This is a genomic window from Arcobacter sp. YIC-80 (assembly GCF_044841725.1).
Taxonomy (GTDB): domain Bacteria; phylum Campylobacterota; class Campylobacteria; order Campylobacterales; family Arcobacteraceae; genus Arcobacter_B.
On sequence record NZ_JBJBSI010000003.1, the window covers coordinates 97,735 to 115,849 of the forward strand.

Annotated in this window: 22 protein-coding genes; 9 read left to right on the forward strand and 13 right to left on the reverse strand. The window is 26.9% G+C overall.

What is annotated here, in order from left to right; all coding sequences use genetic code 11:
* Window positions 1-18: 18 nt before the first annotated feature.
* Both ACH5BK_RS06070 and ACH5BK_RS06075 read right to left on the reverse strand, forming a co-directional pair.
* The gene (locus ACH5BK_RS06070) at window positions 19-1,128 is read right to left on the reverse strand and encodes a tyrosine-type recombinase/integrase (protein ID WP_404305472.1); all 1,110 of its coding nucleotides are present in this window, start codon (window positions 1,126-1,128) and stop codon (window positions 19-21) included.
* A gap of 203 nt (window positions 1,129-1,331) precedes the next feature.
* Window positions 1,332-2,108, reverse strand: a complete 777-nt coding sequence (locus tag ACH5BK_RS06075; RefSeq protein WP_404305474.1) for an NYN domain-containing protein — start codon at window positions 2,106-2,108, stop codon at window positions 1,332-1,334.
* Window positions 2,109-2,231: 123 nt separating this feature from the next.
* On the opposite strand from ACH5BK_RS06075, the gene ACH5BK_RS06080 reads away from it, so the two are divergent.
* Window positions 2,232-2,564 (forward strand): hypothetical protein, encoded by a 333-nt coding sequence (locus tag ACH5BK_RS06080; RefSeq protein WP_404305476.1) that lies wholly within the window; start codon window positions 2,232-2,234, stop codon window positions 2,562-2,564.
* 246 nt (window positions 2,565-2,810) lie between these two features.
* On the opposite strand, the gene ACH5BK_RS06085 is transcribed toward ACH5BK_RS06080, so the two are convergent.
* A complete protein-coding gene (locus tag ACH5BK_RS06085; protein WP_404305478.1) occupies window positions 2,811-5,654 on the reverse strand; it encodes an EAL domain-containing protein in 2,844 nt (947 codons plus the stop codon).
* 3 nt (window positions 5,655-5,657) lie between these two features.
* Entirely contained in the window at window positions 5,658-6,596 is a 939-nt protein-coding gene (locus tag ACH5BK_RS06090) for a cytochrome-c peroxidase (protein ID WP_404305480.1), read from the reverse strand.
* Between the two features lie 121 nt (window positions 6,597-6,717).
* On the opposite strand from ACH5BK_RS06090, the gene ACH5BK_RS06095 reads away from it, so the two are divergent.
* The 6 genes from ACH5BK_RS06095 (at window position 6,718) to ACH5BK_RS06120 (ending at window position 10,285) form a co-directional block, all read left to right on the forward strand.
* On the forward strand, window positions 6,718-7,017 hold the full coding sequence (locus ACH5BK_RS06095) for a hypothetical protein (RefSeq protein WP_404305481.1): 300 nt from the start codon (window positions 6,718-6,720) through the stop codon (window positions 7,015-7,017).
* Between the two features lie 83 nt (window positions 7,018-7,100).
* The gene (locus tag ACH5BK_RS06100; protein WP_404305483.1) at window positions 7,101-7,328 is read left to right on the forward strand and encodes a hypothetical protein; all 228 of its coding nucleotides are present in this window, start codon (window positions 7,101-7,103) and stop codon (window positions 7,326-7,328) included.
* A gap of 28 nt (window positions 7,329-7,356) precedes the next feature.
* On the forward strand, window positions 7,357-8,433 hold the full coding sequence (locus ACH5BK_RS06105; RefSeq protein WP_404305832.1) for an Opr family porin: 1,077 nt from the start codon (window positions 7,357-7,359) through the stop codon (window positions 8,431-8,433).
* A gap of 238 nt (window positions 8,434-8,671) precedes the next feature.
* Window positions 8,672-9,004: a DUF2325 domain-containing protein gene (locus ACH5BK_RS06110; RefSeq protein ID WP_404305485.1), complete on the forward strand. Its 333-nt coding sequence runs from the start codon at window positions 8,672-8,674 to the stop codon at window positions 9,002-9,004.
* Window position 9,005: 1 nt separating this feature from the next.
* Window positions 9,006-9,773 carry a hypothetical protein gene (locus ACH5BK_RS06115; RefSeq protein WP_404305487.1) on the forward strand — a complete coding sequence of 256 codons (768 nt, stop codon included), beginning with the start codon at window positions 9,006-9,008 and terminating at the stop codon, window positions 9,771-9,773.
* Between the two features lie 17 nt (window positions 9,774-9,790).
* On the forward strand, window positions 9,791-10,285 hold the full coding sequence (locus ACH5BK_RS06120) for a flavodoxin (RefSeq protein ID WP_404305489.1): 495 nt from the start codon (window positions 9,791-9,793) through the stop codon (window positions 10,283-10,285).
* Window positions 10,286-10,311: 26 nt separating this feature from the next.
* Here ACH5BK_RS06120 and ACH5BK_RS06125 read toward each other — a convergent pair whose 3' ends face one another.
* From ACH5BK_RS06125 to ACH5BK_RS06165, 9 genes are all read right to left on the reverse strand, one after another.
* Window positions 10,312-10,755 carry a Fur family transcriptional regulator gene (locus ACH5BK_RS06125; RefSeq protein WP_404305491.1) on the reverse strand — a complete coding sequence of 148 codons (444 nt, stop codon included), beginning with the start codon at window positions 10,753-10,755 and terminating at the stop codon, window positions 10,312-10,314.
* A gap of 65 nt (window positions 10,756-10,820) precedes the next feature.
* The gene (locus ACH5BK_RS06130; protein ID WP_404305493.1) at window positions 10,821-11,072 is read right to left on the reverse strand and encodes a hypothetical protein; all 252 of its coding nucleotides are present in this window, start codon (window positions 11,070-11,072) and stop codon (window positions 10,821-10,823) included.
* Entirely contained in the window at window positions 11,059-11,181 is a 123-nt protein-coding gene (locus ACH5BK_RS06135; protein ID WP_404305495.1) for a hypothetical protein, read from the reverse strand. Before ACH5BK_RS06135 ends, ACH5BK_RS06130 begins: the two co-directional genes overlap by 14 nt.
* Window positions 11,182-11,263: 82 nt before the next feature.
* Entirely contained in the window at window positions 11,264-13,378 is a 2,115-nt protein-coding gene (locus ACH5BK_RS06140) for a heavy metal translocating P-type ATPase (protein WP_404305497.1), read from the reverse strand.
* Between the two features lie 8 nt (window positions 13,379-13,386).
* On the reverse strand, window positions 13,387-13,836 hold the full coding sequence (locus ACH5BK_RS06145) for a YtxH domain-containing protein (RefSeq protein WP_404305499.1): 450 nt from the start codon (window positions 13,834-13,836) through the stop codon (window positions 13,387-13,389).
* On the reverse strand, window positions 13,829-14,194 hold the full coding sequence (locus ACH5BK_RS06150; protein WP_404305501.1) for a hypothetical protein: 366 nt from the start codon (window positions 14,192-14,194) through the stop codon (window positions 13,829-13,831). Before ACH5BK_RS06150 ends, ACH5BK_RS06145 begins: the two co-directional genes overlap by 8 nt.
* Window positions 14,184-14,444, reverse strand: coding sequence for a hypothetical protein (locus ACH5BK_RS06155; protein ID WP_404305503.1), 261 nt, complete (start codon window positions 14,442-14,444; stop codon window positions 14,184-14,186). Before ACH5BK_RS06155 ends, ACH5BK_RS06150 begins: the two co-directional genes overlap by 11 nt.
* An 11-nt stretch (window positions 14,445-14,455) precedes the next feature.
* On the reverse strand, window positions 14,456-15,160 hold the full coding sequence (locus tag ACH5BK_RS06160) for a DUF2202 domain-containing protein (protein ID WP_404305505.1): 705 nt from the start codon (window positions 15,158-15,160) through the stop codon (window positions 14,456-14,458).
* A complete protein-coding gene (locus ACH5BK_RS06165) occupies window positions 15,161-15,475 on the reverse strand; it encodes a hypothetical protein (RefSeq protein ID WP_404305507.1) in 315 nt (104 codons plus the stop codon).
* A 292-nt stretch (window positions 15,476-15,767) separates the two neighbouring features.
* Here ACH5BK_RS06165 and ACH5BK_RS06170 point away from each other — a divergent pair, with 292 nt between their 5' ends.
* Together ACH5BK_RS06170 and feoB are read left to right on the forward strand one after the other, a co-directional pair.
* On the forward strand, window positions 15,768-15,992 hold the full coding sequence (locus ACH5BK_RS06170) for a ferrous iron transport protein A (protein WP_404305509.1): 225 nt from the start codon (window positions 15,768-15,770) through the stop codon (window positions 15,990-15,992).
* On the forward strand, window positions 15,986-18,112 hold the full coding sequence (feoB, locus tag ACH5BK_RS06175) for a ferrous iron transport protein B (RefSeq protein ID WP_404305511.1): 2,127 nt from the start codon (window positions 15,986-15,988) through the stop codon (window positions 18,110-18,112). The genes ACH5BK_RS06170 and feoB overlap by 7 nt, the downstream gene beginning before the upstream one ends.
* Window positions 18,113-18,115: the final 3 nt, after the last annotated feature.

Here is an 18,115-nt window from a genome sequence, read left to right on the forward strand (position 1 = left end):
AATTATTCTCTTAATATTTTAAAATAAACTATCTACATTCTCTCTACCACTATCAGGTGCAAGTTTTGCATATCTCATTGTCATAGAAATATCTTTATGATTCATTAATTTTTGAATAGTAAAAATAGGTGTTCCATTAATTGCTAATTGAGAAGCAAAAGTGTGTCTAAACGTATGAATTACCACCCTATTTTTTCTATCATTTATATCTAATCCTTGATTAAAATTTGTATCTAAAATAGGCTTTAAATCTCTTTGTATTTTTTTTGTTATATCTATATCTTTTGGGAAAATATATTCATTATTTTTTTTATCTTTTACAAAATTAAATAATTCTTCTTCAAAATTCTTTTGAATAAAAGCTTTATAATTTGTCTCATTCTTAAAATCATAAAGATTAATTGTCTTATCAGAAAAGTTTAAATCAATCTTTTTTATATTTAAAATTGTTTCTAATCTCCCTCCAGTAGTTAATGCTAATTTAGTAAATATATAAATTAAACTATTTGGATTCAATTCCGAAATTAAAAACTGAATTTCATCTTTACTCAAATATCTTTCTCTTTTATCGTCCGTCTTTAAATTATGAATTTTCGATACAGGGTTAGCTTTATCATACTTTATTTCGTCAGAATTAATTGCAAAATTAATAATTGTAGATAGTTTTTCTTTAATATTATTAATCGTACTATTAGATAGTTTTCCTTTTAAATCCCTCATCATTTTTTCAACTTCTGACTTCTTTATATCATTTAATGATTTGTTACCAAAAATAGGTTTTATATACCTTTCATATCTAGAAATACTATCTTTAACACTTTTTTCTTTACTCCTTAATCTACGAGAGTTATGATATTCTAATGCAACTTCATCAAGTTTTACTTCATTACGTTTAATTCTTCTATTAATGATTACAGTCTGTTCGTCACCTGTTTTAATTTGAGAGACTATTTCATTTCTTTTTTGATAGCAATATGGTTCTCTAATCCCCTCAGAATGTCTTCCAACTTTTAACCATATTTTTTTTCCTTCTAAGTCCTTATATGTGATATAATAGCATTTATCTTTATTCTTTAATATTCTATGATAAACACCTGTATACTTTTTCGATTTTATTTCTCCTGACATTTTCCTACCTTTTACCTACCCTTATATTGTAATACCTTGTAAAACATTATAATACTTTTTCAATTAAAACTCAAAATAAAAGACTATTTTTAGGTATTTCCAGAAGTACTTGTAAAACTTTGTAAAACTTTAAGAATATATATATCATTCCCGGACATCTCCACCAAAATAATCAACAGAACTTAATAAATCTACTTTTATTCTCAATACTTACCAAAAACCTTTTTATTAGGTTTTACTAACATAGTTAAATTATCATTTATATACCTAACTTCAAAAATATCAAGATATTTTATTAATGCTCCTAATTTATTAAATCCATGATTAATTGGTGAAAAAGAACTATTTTGACTGATATATAAACCTACATCTTTTAAATCAGCCCATCCATTATCACCTGATACTTGCTCAACGGCATCAAGAAGAGACTTCTTTAGATTCTTATCTTTTTTTGCATCATAATCATCACCTTTATAACTTATTTTAAAATCATATTTATATTCATTAGTATCATCAATTACTTGTGCTTTTTCTTGTAATTGAATAAATTTTTCTACATAAATAAATTGAGAACAAGCTTTTACTAAGGCATCTGGTGTTTTTTCTTCTCCATATCCAAGTACGGTTTTTGCATCTGATAATATTCTTGCAACAAGTGGAGTAAAATCACTATCACTTGTAATCAAAGCAACTATATCAATATCTTTAGTATATATTGAGTCCATAACATCAATTACTATTGCAATATCAGAAGCATTTTTATTATTTGTGTAAGCAAATTGCTGATAAGGTTGAATACTATAGTCTAATAAAACATTTTCCCAAGCATTGAGATGTCTACTTGACCAATCACCATAAGCTTTTCTAATAGTAATTTTTCCATATTGAGATAGATCTTTAAAAATACTATCTATATATTTTGCACTAACGTTATCACAATCAATAAACATTGCAATATTTTTTTGTTGATTAGTTCCCATTGATAAAATATCCTCAAATTTATATAATTTAGATTTTATCTAAAATATAACAAAATGCAATAAAATCTAAACAATCAAAAAAGTTTTGTTAAAATATAAAAAACAAAAATAAAGGTTTATTTTATGGAAGGTAAAATTTTGGTTACTTACAAGATTTTGTGCAAGTCAGATTTTAACTTAGAAATCACATTAGAGCAATTGCTTACAAATGAAAAAGTTGCTAAAGCTATAAAAGCAGAATTTGCAAAAGGTATCAGAAATATAGCTCTAAATACAAAAAATAGTGATTCAAATATAAAAATAGAAACCCAAAAAGAGTTTTATCAATTTGAAGCTAGAAAAGATGATTTTGCAGATTTAGTATCATTAGCAGAAGAAGACGCCAATGCTAGAAAGCTAAATAAAAAAGATTGTATAGGTATTGAACTAGTTGATATTGAAACACTTAAAGATTAATTATTATATAAATAGAAGTATAAAACTTCTATTTATGATGATTTTTTTCTATCAAGATAATAAACAGTCATTAAAGATACTAAACCTATAAAAGATATAGCTCCTAACATCGTATATAAATTATCCATTTAAACTCTCCTTATCACTAATAATATAACTTATTAATAATAATTTTATCATTTAAATATTCTTTTTATATTAAATTATTATATTTTTTATAACATTTTTTATAACATTGTAACCAAATTACATATTTTGTATTTCTAACATTTCTTTTATGGCTTTAAATTCAAGTGGTTTTGCATAAAAAAAGCCTTGACCAATATCACAATGAAGCCTATTTAAAACATCTTCTTGCTCAGGATACTCTATACCTTCTGCTACTGTTTTATAACCTAAACTTTTAGCTAAAGCGATTATTGCTTTTGTAATTTGTAAGTTATTATTATCTTTTGGTATATAATCAATAAATGCTTTATCAATTTTAATAGTTTCTACAGGAAGTTTAGATAAATAACTCATAGATGAATAACCTGTACCAAAATCATCAATTGACATTTTAAAACCTAAAGATTTTAATTCATTCAACATTTTTATACTATCTTCACCAAAATCCATAATATATCTTTCTGTTAATTCCAATTCAATTTGATTTGGTTTTATTCCAACTTCATCTATTATCTTTTTAATATTAAGTAAAAAATCTGCTGATCTAAATTGTACACTTGAAATATTGATTGCTATATATTCTAAAGTTCTATCTATTAATTTAAACTTCATAAAATCTTCACAAGCTTTCTTAAAAATAAACTCTCCTATAGAAACAATAAGTCCTGTATCCTCAGCTATAGGAATAAAAGTAGAAGGTGATACAAAACCTAATTTATCATTTTCCCACCGTACAAGTGCTTCAAAAGATTTTGTTTTTCTAGTATTTAAATCATATTGAGGTTGATAAGTTAAATATAATTCATTTTTTTCTACTGCTTGTTTTAAAGACTGCTCTATAACTAGTTGATCATGTACATCAACAGAGAGTTTTTCATCATAATATTCAAAAGTATCTTTACCTTGTTTTTTTGCATAATACATTGCTGTATCTGCATTTTTAATCAATGTTTGCATTGTATCTCCATCATTTGGATACATAGCTACACCAATACTTGCACTTGTATTTAATCTAAAATTATCTATTTTAATAGGCTGTTTTACAATTTCTAAAATCTTTTCACATACAAAACCTGCACTATTTTTATTTTTGGCTGACTCTAATACTATTACAAATTCATCTCCACCCATTCTAGCAAGCATATCAGATTGTCTTAAAACTGATTTTATTCTTTTTGAAACTTCTATTAAAAGTTTATCTCCTATATTATGCCCTAAAGTATCATTTATAATTTTAAATCTATCAAGGTCTAAGAAAAGTAGTGATACTACATAATCATTTCGTTTTGAAATATCTATTACATGACTTAAGTGTTCTTCTAACATCACTCTATTAGGCAGAGATGTCAAACTATCATGATAAGCTAAAAAGTCGGCTTTCTCTTGTGTATCAATAATTTCTTGAAGATTTGTATGAATTGAAATATATTTTAATATTTTTCCTTCTTTGTTTCTCACTGCTGTAATATTTAACCAAGTAGGAATTAAAGTACCATCTTTTGCGATATCATTTACTTTTCCTTTAAAATGCCCATATCTATTTAAATATGTTAATACTTTTTTATAAAACATTTTATCTTGTTTATTTGTCTTTAAAACATTAGGTTTTCTACCTATTAATTCCTTATTTGTATATCCAGAGATTTCCTCATAAGCTTTGTTAGCAGAAATAATATCTCCACTTCTATCAATAATTAAAATACCTTCTTGAGTATTTTCAAATACAATAGCTGATTCTTTTAACTCTTCTTGTTGTTTTATATATTTTGTAATGTCAAGTTTTATAGCAAGATAATTTACAACTTCGCCATTTAAGAAAATAGGAACAATTGAGGCTTTTTCATAATAAATCGTACCATCTTTTCTTTTATTAATAAATTCACCTTCCCATTTTTGACCATTTTTTAGTTTTTCATTTAATTTTCTATATCTACTTCGAGGTGTTAAACCAGATTGTAAAACTTTTGGTTTACTACCAATTATTTCCCTTTTTTTATATCCAGAGTTACTTTCAAAAATTTCATTTACATATAATATTTTTCTGTTTGGATCAGTTAAAACTACCGAATTATCACTATGTTGTACAGCGTACTTGAAAGCTTGTAGTTCATTTTGGATTTTTAAGGTATTTAAATAAAGTTTTATCATAATAATTACTAAAAAAACAGATAAAATAAAAAAGACTAATGCAATAACTAATTGATAAAATAGTTCCTTGTCATAAACTTTTTCTAAATAATTTGAAGTTTCAACTATATTCTCACTTAAATGTATTTTTTTTGATTCTTCTAAAATCATCATTAGTTCTTTTTTTAGAACTAATATATTTTTTGTATGTTTTTGAAAAAAATCTATATCTAAATCAATATCTTTTTCTTGAATTTTAGATAAAAGTTTTTCTATGGCTTTTTTATTTTCATTTACATTTACATAATCTTGAACTAATAAAAAAGTTATTTGATTAATAGTATTTTTTAATTCATTATTTTTACCTTCATCATTTGTAATACTTTTATTTAAATCGAAAAGATAGTGTAAAGAGTTAAGTCTATTTGAATATCTTGATTTGAAATCTTCTATTAATTCCAGTTTTTTTAAATAAAGAATCTCAATATCGTTTAGTAATATTTTAAAATCATTTCCAAACTCATTTGTGAGACTACTATTTTGTAGTTTTAATAAATGTTCTTCAAAACTATTAGTTTTTTTTACAATAAAATCAAAATTTATTAGTTTACTATTTTTATTAAGGAAGTTTTCAAAGTCTTTGTCAATTAATCTTAAAGTTGTAAAACTATTTTTATAATTATCATAATTTTTTGTACTATTTTCTATTTTAAATAAATAAAAAACAAGTCCACTTAATAAAAATGAAGCTATTAAAATTAAAGTTATAAATCCATTCTTAGTTTTAAAAAACATTATTTACTCAACCTCTTTAAATAAAGGTGCAGATAATGAATATAAAAAACTAACTATTTTATCAACTTCATCATCTGTTATTGGTCTACCTATTTGATAAAGTGCCATTATTTTTACTGTATCATGTAAACTAAATGTACGTCCATCATGAAAATAAGGTGCAGTATGTTCAATATTTCTTAAAGTAGGCACTTTAAAATAATACTTATCTTTTTCTTTTTTAGTTATGTGATATCTTCCTAGGTTTGAACTTTGAGCATCATATAAAACACCAAATTTACTATATAAATTGCCTCCTAAATTTACTCCATTATGACAGGCAACACAACCCTTATTTTTAAAAAGTTCATAGCCTTCTTTTTGCTTTTCTGTAATTGCATTGTTTTCACCCTTAAGATATCTATCAAAAGGTGAATTAGGTGTTATAAGTGTTTTTTCATATTCTGCAATTGAATCAGCTATATTTTTTTTAGTAATTCCATCTTTATATATTTTTCCAAAAAGCTCTTTATATTCAGTATTTGCTAATTTTTTTATCAAAATATTAAAGTCACTTCCCATCTCAATAGGATTCTCAATAGGTCCTAAAGCTTGCTCTTTCAAGTTTTTTGCTCTTCCATCCCAAAATTGTCTAAAATTAAAAGTAGAATTTAAAACTGTAGGTGTATTTATATTTCCTACTTTACCATTTATACCTATTGCAAAAATAGTATTATCATCTCCACCTTCATTCAAAATATGACATGAAGCACAAGAAATACTATTATCTAAAGATAGTCTTTTATCATTAAAAAGTTTTCCCCCAAGTTTTACTTTCTTTTTATCAACTTTTATAGTAGAGGGAATAACTTGAATATTTGATGCACATAAATTAACACTAAAGATACTTATTAATAGAATAATTGTTTTTAAAATAGCATTTTCCTTCATTATTTTAATCATGTATTATAGTACTATTTAACTTTATTGCTAAATAAATTTATATTTAATTTTAATAGTATAAAAAAAGCCTTATTTAAGTTTTTTATCCATAAAATATATTAATTTTATTAAAGGAAAAATATTGGATCCACAATACGAAAAAATCATAGTTTTACTTATAGTTTTATCAGCCGCATTTATTACTTGGAAAATGGTGAAAGATTTTTATATAACAAAACTTCATAGGGTATTTGCTCATTTATTAGCAGTTGTTACATCTTCATTTATGTTATTATCCACAATGTTCCTTTTTATGCCTAAAAACTATCAAAGAGGTGCTGGTTCTGAAGTTGAACTTAGTCTTATGTCTGTAATTACAGTTGTTGTTATGGTGGCTGTTCTTTACATTTTTTTTAAATATGCTCCACAAAGTAAGAAATAGAATTTTTCTATTTTTTACAGTTTTACTTTTTTTTAAGGAATAAATGATAATAATTCTCACTTATTTTATCAATAAGGATTTAAATGGAAACATATTTTTTAATAACTAACTTTGAAGATGGATATAGAATCGAGGAGTTTATCTATGATGAAGTAGTTATTGAATACTGCACAGAAGCTTTAGAAATTCCAGAAGAAAAAATTAAAGAAGCTGTATATACAAGTGAAGGCTTAGAACTTACATTAACAGAATTAGAGAAAGAAGATATTTCTGATGATTGGTATGTAAATTTACATAAAATATCTAATTAATTGATAACGATAATCAAAATTAAGTATTATTGCAAGTGCATTAGTATTAACATCTGCTGCGTATGCTGCAAATAGTGTTGATGAAGCTTTTAAAAATGGAAGTTTTTCTGGTGAAATTACAGCACATCACCAATCATGGGATAATGGAACAGGAGAAAAAGATTCTGGCTTTACTGCTGGAACTTTTGATTTAAACTATGAAACTGATTCATTAAATGGTTTTAAATTAAACACTGGATTTAGAGCAAATCATGAATTCTCTGAAAAAGAATCAGGTAATTACGAAGGTGATTTTGAAAACAATGCTGTTATGCATACTGCAAACATTGAATTCTCAAATGATTTTCTTACTATCAAAGCTGGTAGACAAGAAATTGATTTAGAGTGGTTAGGTGATTACAACGAAGCTGTTGTTATTTCTTCATCAAAATTAATTCCAAATACAACATTAGTTGCTGGATACACAACAAGACAAGCTGCAGTTGGTGCTGATGAAAGCAAAAATTTTGCTGATATTGAAGGAGCAAAAGATGGTGCTTACGTTATTGACGCAAAATTCAATGGAATTGAAAATGTTGTATTAAATCCTTATTTCTATTCTGCACAAGATGTAGCAAACTTCTATGGTTTAAAAGCAACTTACGAAACTGATATGTTTGGATTAACTGCTCATTATGCACAAAGTTCAGAAGACGCAGCAAACACAGAAGATGGAGAAGTTTTACATTTCGAAGCAAGTGCTAACTTAGCTGGATTCAGCTTAGCAGCTGGTTATATTCAAACAGGTGAAGACAATGGATTAGGTTCAATTGCTGCATTTGGTGATAATATTGACCCTACAGAAGAGTTAGGTGAGTATGTATATGCTACAGATGCTAGCACAGTTTATGCTACTGCTGGATATACTATCTCTGATGTAGAATTATCTGCATTATACGCTGTAGCTGATAATGATAGCACAAATAAAGAAGATAAAGAGTTTACATTTGGGGCTGCTTATTCATTTACTGAAAACTTAGCTGCTGATATTATGTATACAGACTTATCTTTAGAATCTAAGAAAGATAAATCAAAAGTAGCTGTAAACTTAGCTTACTCATTTTAATTAATACAATAAAATAAATTTTAAGGAAGAGAGTTTAACTTTCTTCCTTTTTTTATCTCAAAAAATTCAAAAAATAATGATAACTATTCTCAATATTAATATAAAATTAAGTTTTCTTCATGTAATATACTAATAATGATTATCAATATGAAAGGATTTATAATGATTACATGTTACGAAATAAAAAATAAAAAAGATTTAGTAGAACCAACTGGTTGTACTTGCTAAAGGAAGCAAAATGAGTATATTAGTTATTGGAGGAGACAAGATTACTCCTATTGTAAATATGTTAGAAAACCTTGGTGCAAAAAATATTAATCACTGGGATGCTAGAAAAAAATCATCTGCTCCTAAGAAAAAAGTACCGCAAGATACTGATTGTATTGTTATGCTTACTTCTTTTTTAAATCATAATACTATGCTTAAATATAAAAATGAAGCAAAAAGAAAAAATATTCCATTTATCTGTGCTAAAAGATCAGTTTCTTGTGTATATGATGAATATGTAAAGATTATGGGTATTAAAGATTGTAGTCAATGTTACGCAAATTGTACTCAAAAGAAGGCTTAAGATGAGTTTTAATTACTTTAACTACTGTGATGATTTTGTTGGTTTTGATAATAACAAAGAGTTTTTACCAAAAGGGTTTGATAGTTTTAATTCACAATTTAGATTAAGACAACTATTTTTAAACCTAAGTAATTATGTTTTAAAGCCTTACTGTAATTTTACAAAATATGAACAAAGAAGATTAAGTATTTACTCTCTTAAAAATGCTTTTGAGTTTAAAATAAAATCAATGTTACCTATTTCTTATGTTAAAACATATAAGGTTTCTAAAAATTTTAAATTTTGTTCTAACTCAACTAAAATCATAAATAACTATTTAAACAAAACTATTAACTCAACATTCGTAACAAGTAAAAGTTTAGTTCCTGCTGCAAAACTGATTTCTCATTGTTTTATAAATAATAATATGCAGCTACTTATTGATAAACATTTACTATTTCATGAATTCGTTTTAAATAAGGTAAAAAAACTTCATAAAGACAAAAATGTAATAGATTTAGGTGACTCAATATGTATTGAAGCAAAAGATATATGTAAACTAAAAATTTATACATCATGGAAAAATATTGAAGTTAAAAATCCTAATATCAAAGATGAATTAGAAAGTGCTATTGAGTCAATAAAAAAAGGAGATTTCAATCAAATATATTTAGCTTATCCAAAAGATGATGAGTTTAAAAAACAAATACCTATTTATGTAGATGAATTAAAAAACAAAGAGTATCAAATCAAAGCAATACCGTACTCTTTTAGATCAATTATAAGATAAGAACAGGAGATTTACAAATGGCAACAGCTATATTTTATACAACAAGTACAGGAAATACAACAGAAATAGCAACTAAACTTGCAGAAGAATTAGGTGGAATTGAAGTTTTTGATTTAAGTGCAAACCTTGATAAGGTTGAACAATATGATAAAGTTATTCTTGGAGCTTCAACATGGGGTGATGGAGATTTAAATGATGATTTAGATGAAGTTTGGGATGAATTTTGTGAACTTGACTTCTCTGGAAAAAATGTTGCTTTATTTTCATTAGGTGACCAAGAAGGATATGGAGATACATTTGTAGACGCTTTAGGTACTATTTATGAGCAAGTTAACTCAAAAGGTGCAAACGTTGTAGGTTTTACATCAACTGATGGTTATGAATATGATGAATCAAAAGCTGAAATTGATGGAAAATTTGCTGGTTTAGTTATCGATGAAGATAATCAAGATGATTTAACTGATGACAGAATTAAAGCCTGGGCTGAAGATATCAAAGGTGATATTTTATAAAAAGACAAAACTAAAAGTTTAAACTTTTAGTTTTGAGCACATTTTTCACAAATCCCATATAATTGCATAGAGTGACTTGTGATTTTAAATTTATTCTTTTTAGCAATTCTTTCTTGTCTCTTTTCAATTTCATCATCTAAAAACTCAATGATTTTTCCACACGAAGTACAAATAAGATGATCATGATGAGATTTTGCATTACTTTCATATTTTTTACCATCTGTTCCAAAGTTAATAGATGTAATTAAATCTACTTCTTCTAAAAAACTCAATGCTCTATAAACAGTAGCTATACCGATATTTGTATCTGGATACTGTTTTTTTATTTGATTATAAACTTCTTCTGCTGAAAGATGTTCCTCAGCACCTATTAATATATTAAGAACAATTTCTCTTTGCTCTGTATATTTTAAGCCTTTTTGTTTAACAATTCTTTTAAGTTCGTCTATTATCTCTTCATTCTCTACCATATAAATTTGCCCTTAAATTTTATAATAGCTAATAGTATAGCTAAAGTTTCCCAAAAATACAAACACTAAAGATTATCGTTTAATACAATTTCTTCTTTTGATTCTTTTTTTACAAGTTTTTTCTTTTGTTTATTTTCTGGTTGATAAAGCAGATGATGCCAAAGAGCAAAGCCACAAAAAGCTGCACCAGCAATGACATGAGTTTTTTTTGCTAGTTTATTTTTCATAAACATTGAAGTTACAACTGTCGCACCTAATGTTGCGGTCATTCCTATTTTTGCAACCTCTTTTTTAACCTCTAAATCAAGCTTTCTCATTCCTTTTTTTCCTTCTGGCTCTTCTATCAATAGTTTTTTTTGTTCCTTTTAAAGTCTCATAAGTTAGGGCTGCTGTTAAAACAGTAGCAAGTGGTAAAATAAATGGCATCTTAATCCTTTTGATAATAATTATCATAATAATAACTATTTTAACTTTAAAGTTAACTGATAATTATTATCAGGATTAAAATTTATTTACTTAACTTTACACCTCTTATTGAGTTTAAAAGTAATCCAATTGTTGTTCCATTATGTAAAAATGCAGTTACTATAGGTGAAAATGCACCAAAAGTAGCTCCTGCTAATATTGCTGAATTTATTCCAACTGTTGCATTAAAGTTTGTATTAATTAATTTCATTGTTTTATAAGCTAACTCTTTTGCTTCAACAACAGCAGCAATATCATCTTTTAACAAACTAACATCAGCAGTTGCTTTAGCAATATCAGCACCTTTACTCATTGAAATACCCACATGAGCTGAAATTAATGCAGGTGCATCATTAATACCATCACCTACAAAAGCTACTTTATTACCTTCATCCATCATTTTTTTAACAATTGTTGCTTTATCTGTTGGTAGTAATTCTGAATAAACCTCATCAATACCTAACTCTTTAGCAACACTTTGAGCTTTTTTATCAACATCACCTGTTAACATTACAAGTTTTTTTACACCAAATTCTCTTAATTTTTCTAAAGACTCTTTTGTATTATGTCTTATTTGATCAACTAGAGATATTGTTCCTAAAAGCTCATTGTTATAACCAATATAAAGTAATGTTTTACCTTCATCAAGTTTTTCATCAATTTTATCTTGATGTTCAGAAAAATCTATTCCTTCATCATCTTCTAAGAAGTGTCTACTTCCAATAACAACAGTTTTACCATTTACTTCTGTTTTTACACCATGAGCTACAATAAACTCAACTTCTTCATGGTGCATGTGAACAAAACCTCTTTTTTTAGCAGCTTTAACAACAGCTTCTGCTACTGGGTGAAAATAGTGTTCTTCTGTACTTGCAGATAGATTTAAAACTTCTTCTTCTGTCCATTTATCATTGAAAGACTGTACATCTACAACTTCTAAATCCCCTTGAGTTAAAGTTCCAGTTTTATCAAAAATAAAAGTATCTGCACTATTTAAAGCTTCGATAGATTTAGCACCTTTTATCATAATACCTTCATGACCAGCTTTTGAAATTGTAGATTTAAAAGCAACAGGTGTTGCTAGTTTTAAAGCACAAGAATAATCAGCTTGTAAAACAGAAGCTACTCTTTCAAAATCTTTACTCATTACATAAGAAACTCCCGCAAGTCCTAATGTAACAGGAACTAGTTTATCAGCTAATTTAGTTGCTTTTAATTGAACAGAAGATTTTTCATTTAATGAGTTCTCAATATAATGCTTTATTCTTTGTGTCGCTGTATTAGCTCCAACTTGTTCAGCCCAAATTTTAAGTCTACCCTCTTCTAAAACCGTTCCAGATATAACTCTATCACCTCTTTGTTTTTTTACAGGTTCAGCTTCCCCTGTCATAGAAACTTGATTTACACTTGCACTACCATTTACAATATGCCCATCAACAGGTACAGTACTTCCAGCTGAAACAATAACAATATCCCCAACTTCAATAGTATCTGTATCAACTAACTTTTCAACTAGTTTACCATCAACTTCTTTTTCAATCCATGCTTCTTTAACATTTGGCTTAGCAAGTTCTTTTAATAAATCATCACTTCTATGAACTGTTGTTTCTTCAATATATTCACCAAGAGCTAACATTGTATTCGTAGAATTCGCTGCAAGATAATCTTTTCTAATTAAAGAGATACCAACTGCTGCACTTTCTAAAACTCTTGAAGTAAGACCTTCTTTAAAAAGTTCTTGTGTTCCCTCAATTAAAAGTGGTGTTGCAGCAGCACTTGAAATAGTTGCATTTATTAGATTATTTTTAATTAATCTTTCACTAACTAATGCACCTGAAGCATACATCAAAGGTTTTAAACTAGGTTCTTCTTCACTAATACAAGATACACAAACAGAAGCTTCTTCATCTAAAGAACTTAATAATTTATCTGCATCTACATTAGCTAATCTATCTTCAATTGCATCACAAACGTCTTCATCAAAAGTAAAAATAATACTTTTTGCTTTTTTATTTATTCGAACAGAAGTTACGTGTTCTACTTTTTCAAGATAGTTTTTAAGTATATTTTCATCAATATACTCATCACTTAAAAGTTCAAATTTATATCTTGCTCTAAAAGATGTACTATGAACTTTTTTAAAACTATTAATACTCATAATTAACCTTAGTAGTTTTTAGCTTCCATTTGAGCTTTTGCGTCTTCCATTCTTTCTTTTAACTCTTCAATTCCTGCTTGAACCAATTCACTACCTTTTGAAAACCCATTAAAAATAGCTTTTTGTGTAGTTTTATTTGTTAAAAGAAAAGTCACACCAGCACCAATTAGTGCACCCTTTACAAAATCACCATTAAAAAATGAATCATTAGCATTATTTTGAGGCATTATATTTTGAGCATTCATAGGAGTTTGTACAGAAGTATTCACTCCTTGATTTATATATGGATTTACTTGTTGAGTATTATTCATATTTTGATTGATATAAGGATTTGATAAAAAAGCACTTTGTACCATTTGATTATTTCCCATATTTTGTGGTTGATTTACTTGAACTTGATCTTGAACACCTGCAACATTTTGCCCTTGATTTTGTCCTTGTTGATTCATATTATTCATACTCTACTACCTCATTATTTTCTTTAGCACAAGAAACTGCTTCTACTTGTTCATCACTATTAAACTTTTTGTCAATCATTTCTACAGCATAAACTCCAGCTGCACCAACTGCTAAAGAAGCTAAAGCTTTAAACATACCATTTTTTTCATTTTTATATGAACTTGCAGCTACAACAGAAGCTGTTGCTATTGTACCTTGAGTTGTTCTTTTTACAACATCATACGTAGCTTTTTTAATATTTGTTTCACCTTTTTTAATTCTCATAGCATTAATTGTTCCCGCTGCTAATAAAGATACAGCTGCACCACTTACTAAATGGTGTGTCATTATCTTTGGTTCTTCAAAATTACTTTTCATTTTTTTCCTCTTCTTTTTTATCTTTACATTCTTCTTTAGACTCATTTTGAGTTTTATTTTTTTCTTTTTTGTCTTTTATGCAATCAACTGTCGCTTCAACATTTTGTTTTACATTATCTTTTACATCACAAACTATATCTTTTGATTTATCAAATAGTTCATCTGTTTTTTCTTTTATTTTTTTACTATTGTTATATGCAACAATTGCACCTGCACCAACTGCTACACCTAATAAAAATGGAAGTGCCATGATATACTCCTTTACTCTTGTGTATTATCTTCTTTATTCATCATACTACTAAGTGCCATACCACCTAAAGCACCTACAGCAAGACCACTCATCATTGACATATTCATACTTGATAACATAGACATAATTTTATTTTGGTCTATGTTTCCATTCATTGCATCATCAAGTAGTTCTTGATATTGCGCCATATTATCCATCATATTAGCCCCATTTTGTTGAACTTGAGACATTTGATTATTCATTTGTGGGTTTGCTTGATTATAAAATGAAGCAACACAAGCTCTAAAAGCTGGTAAATGATTGTTAAATGAAGCTGCTTGAATTCTATAAAAAAGATCTCTTACATCAGGTTCATTTACATACATAAGTAAGTTATCATATAAAGCTACATTATCAATTTCAGCAGCGACTGCTATTTCACAACACTCATGTAAAGTATTTGGTAACTCTATTTGAGTTTGTTCAACAAAAGGAGCTTCAATACCATATTTTTGTATTAAAGTCATAAGCTCATTATAATGATTTATTTCAGAATTTATAATATTTGAAAAAGGTAATACATTTCCAAATTTAGCAATAACATTACTATAAGTATTATAAGCTTCAAATTCATCAAAAGCTGCTATTCTTAAAGCTTGAGATAAAATAGGTTGTGGGTCATTAGGATCAACTCTTTGAGCATCCAACAAGTTCTGGTCTACGTTATTTTGTTGCATTTACACTACCTCCTTTGCTAGGGTGTTAATTAGTTTTGTTACTTCATCTAAATTTCTATGAGCTATTAAATCTTCCCAAAGCCTTGGTTCAAAAATAGCTGGGTCATAAGTAATTGTAACCGAAGCAATAATCTTTTTAATTTTTATTTCTTTTATTCCATTAATTTTGTTAGGTAAATTTTCAATATCAGCTAAAGTAATATTTCCACCTTCATTTTTTATTTTAGGATTAACTCTTACTCTTAATCTTCCAGGAGAATGAGCTATTATGCTAAAATAATCTGCAATTTTTATAATATCTTCTGTACTTATCAATTTTATCCTTTATAGTGTAAGTTTTATATTTTATGTCTTAATTATTTCTTAATATAAATCTATACTCATTATCAATAATTATAATATTATAACAATAATAAACTTAATAATGATTATCATTTTAGACAAGTGACAATTTCGTGTCATTTTAATTTAGTCATATTTTATTAACATAGTATTAAGATTACAATATTAATAATTATAATCAATAATAATCAAAGCTTATTACATATAAACTATAAGCAAGTATTATTATATTATAATAATCATTATTAATAACAAGGAATATAAAATGACCCTAGATCAATTGGAAATTGATGAATCGGCTCTAGTAAAATCTGTAAATTGTGAACCTGCCTTAAAAAATAGATTTTATTCTTTTGGTATAGTAAAAGGTTCTAAAGTATATGTAGAAAAAGTAACTTTTACAAAAAGTACTATTGAAATAAAAATAAATAATACAAAAGTAGCATTAAGACTTACAGAAGCTTCAAAAATCGAGGTTGAAAAATGTTAACCAAGAATTTTAAAGAAGAAAAAATAATAAAAGTTGCATTAGTAGGACAACCAAATGTTGGTAAATCAATGCTTATTAACTCTATTTCAAATGCAAGACTTAAAGTTGGTAATTTTTCAGGAGTTACTGTAGCAAAAGAAGAAGTAATATTTAAATACAAAGATTATAAAATTGAAATTACTGATTTACCAGGAGCATACTCTTTAAATGATTATACCCTAGAAGAAAAAGTTACAAAAGAGTATTTAGAGAACTCACCTTATGATATAATCTTAAATGTATTAGATTCAACTAACTTAGAAAGAAATCTATATTTAACTTCAGAATTACTTGCCCTTGATAAAAAAATGATTATTGTTTTAAATATGATAGATGAAGCAACAAAAGAAAATATTGTAATTGATGAAGTTCAATTAGGGAAGATATTAGGGAAACCATGCGTAAAGACAAGTGCAGCTAAAAATCTTGGTATAAAAATAATTCTTGACAAGATTGTAGAAAAACATGAATCTGCAAAGCTTCCAACAAAACTTACTTTTTCAGAACCCATGGAAGAAGAAATTTCAAACTTAGTAAAAGTAATGGAAGAAAATGCTTTTAAAACTCCTCAAACATATAGGCAACTTGCTATCAAACTACTAAAAGAAGATAAGCAAACTTATAAGTATTTTCATGATGAACCAATTTGGGTTAAACTTCAACCTGTTCTTACTCATGCTTTTGAGCATTTATATATTCATTATGATACAAAAAATATGGATGATATTTTTAGTGATGAGAGATTTGCTTTTGCTAAAGGTGCAGTTACAGAAACAGTTAAACAAGAAAAAAGTATAGCTAAGTCAACTACTGAAAAAATTGATTCTTTATTAATTCATAAGTTTTTAGGTTTACCAATATTTTTATTTTTGATGTGGGGTTTATTTCAACTTACTTTTGAAGTAGGAAATATTCCTATGGATATGATTGATGCATTTTTTGCCTCTTTAATTGATAGTACAAAAGAAGTTTTAGGAGATAATCAATTAAGTTCAGTAATTGCCGATGGTGCAATTGCAGGGGTTGGAGCAGTAATTCTTTTTTTACCTAATATTGTAATACTATTTTTTGGTATTGCTTTACTTGAAACTACTGGATATATGAGTAGAGTTGCTTTTTTACTTGATGGTTTTTTCCATAAATTTGGACTTCATGGAAAATCTTTTATTCCTTTAGTTACAGGGTTTGGTTGTTCTGTTCCAGCTTATATGGCAGCAAGAACTTTAAAAAATGAAAGAGATAGACTTTTAACATTATTTATTATAGGCTTTATGTCTTGTGGAGCTAGACTTCCAATTTATGTTCTTTTTGTAGGTGCATTTTTTAATGAAGGAAATGCTGGAAACATCTTATTTATAATATATATAAGTGGTGCTATTTTAGGTTTAATTGCTGCTAAAGCATTAAAAGTTATTGTCTTTAAAAGTGAAGATGAACCATTTGTAATGGAAATGCCAAAATATAGAATGCCCTCATTTAAACTAATTTGGCATACAGTCTCAAACCAAGCTTTAATGTACTTAAAAAAAGCAGGTACATATATTTTAGCAGCTTCAATTTTAATTTGGTTTGCTTCAAATTATCCTCAATATCCTTTAATTGAGGAACAATACAATAATAAAATTGAACTAGTTGAGTCAGAAGATAAAAAAAGTGAATTATTAAATGAATTAGCTATGTACAAGTTAGAGAACTCTTATTTAGGTATTATAGGAAAAGCTAGTGAACCTTTATTTGCTCCACTTGGTTTTGATTGGAGAATGTCAGTTGCACTAGAAACAGGTTTAGCTGCAAAAGAGATTGTAGTTTCAACTTTAGGTATTCTATATGGACTAGGAGAAGATCATGATGAAAACTCAAAAGGATTAATAGAAAAAATCAAAGCTAACATTCCTTTTGCTTCGGCTATTTCATTTATTGTATTCGTAATGATTTACTTACCTTGTTTAGCTGCTTCAATGGTTTTTGCAAAAGAAGCAGGTGGATGGAAATACTTAGCTTATTTATTTGTATTTACAACAACAACAGCTTGGGTTCTATCTTTTATTGCATATAATATTACAAGAATAGTAGTAGGCTAAAGC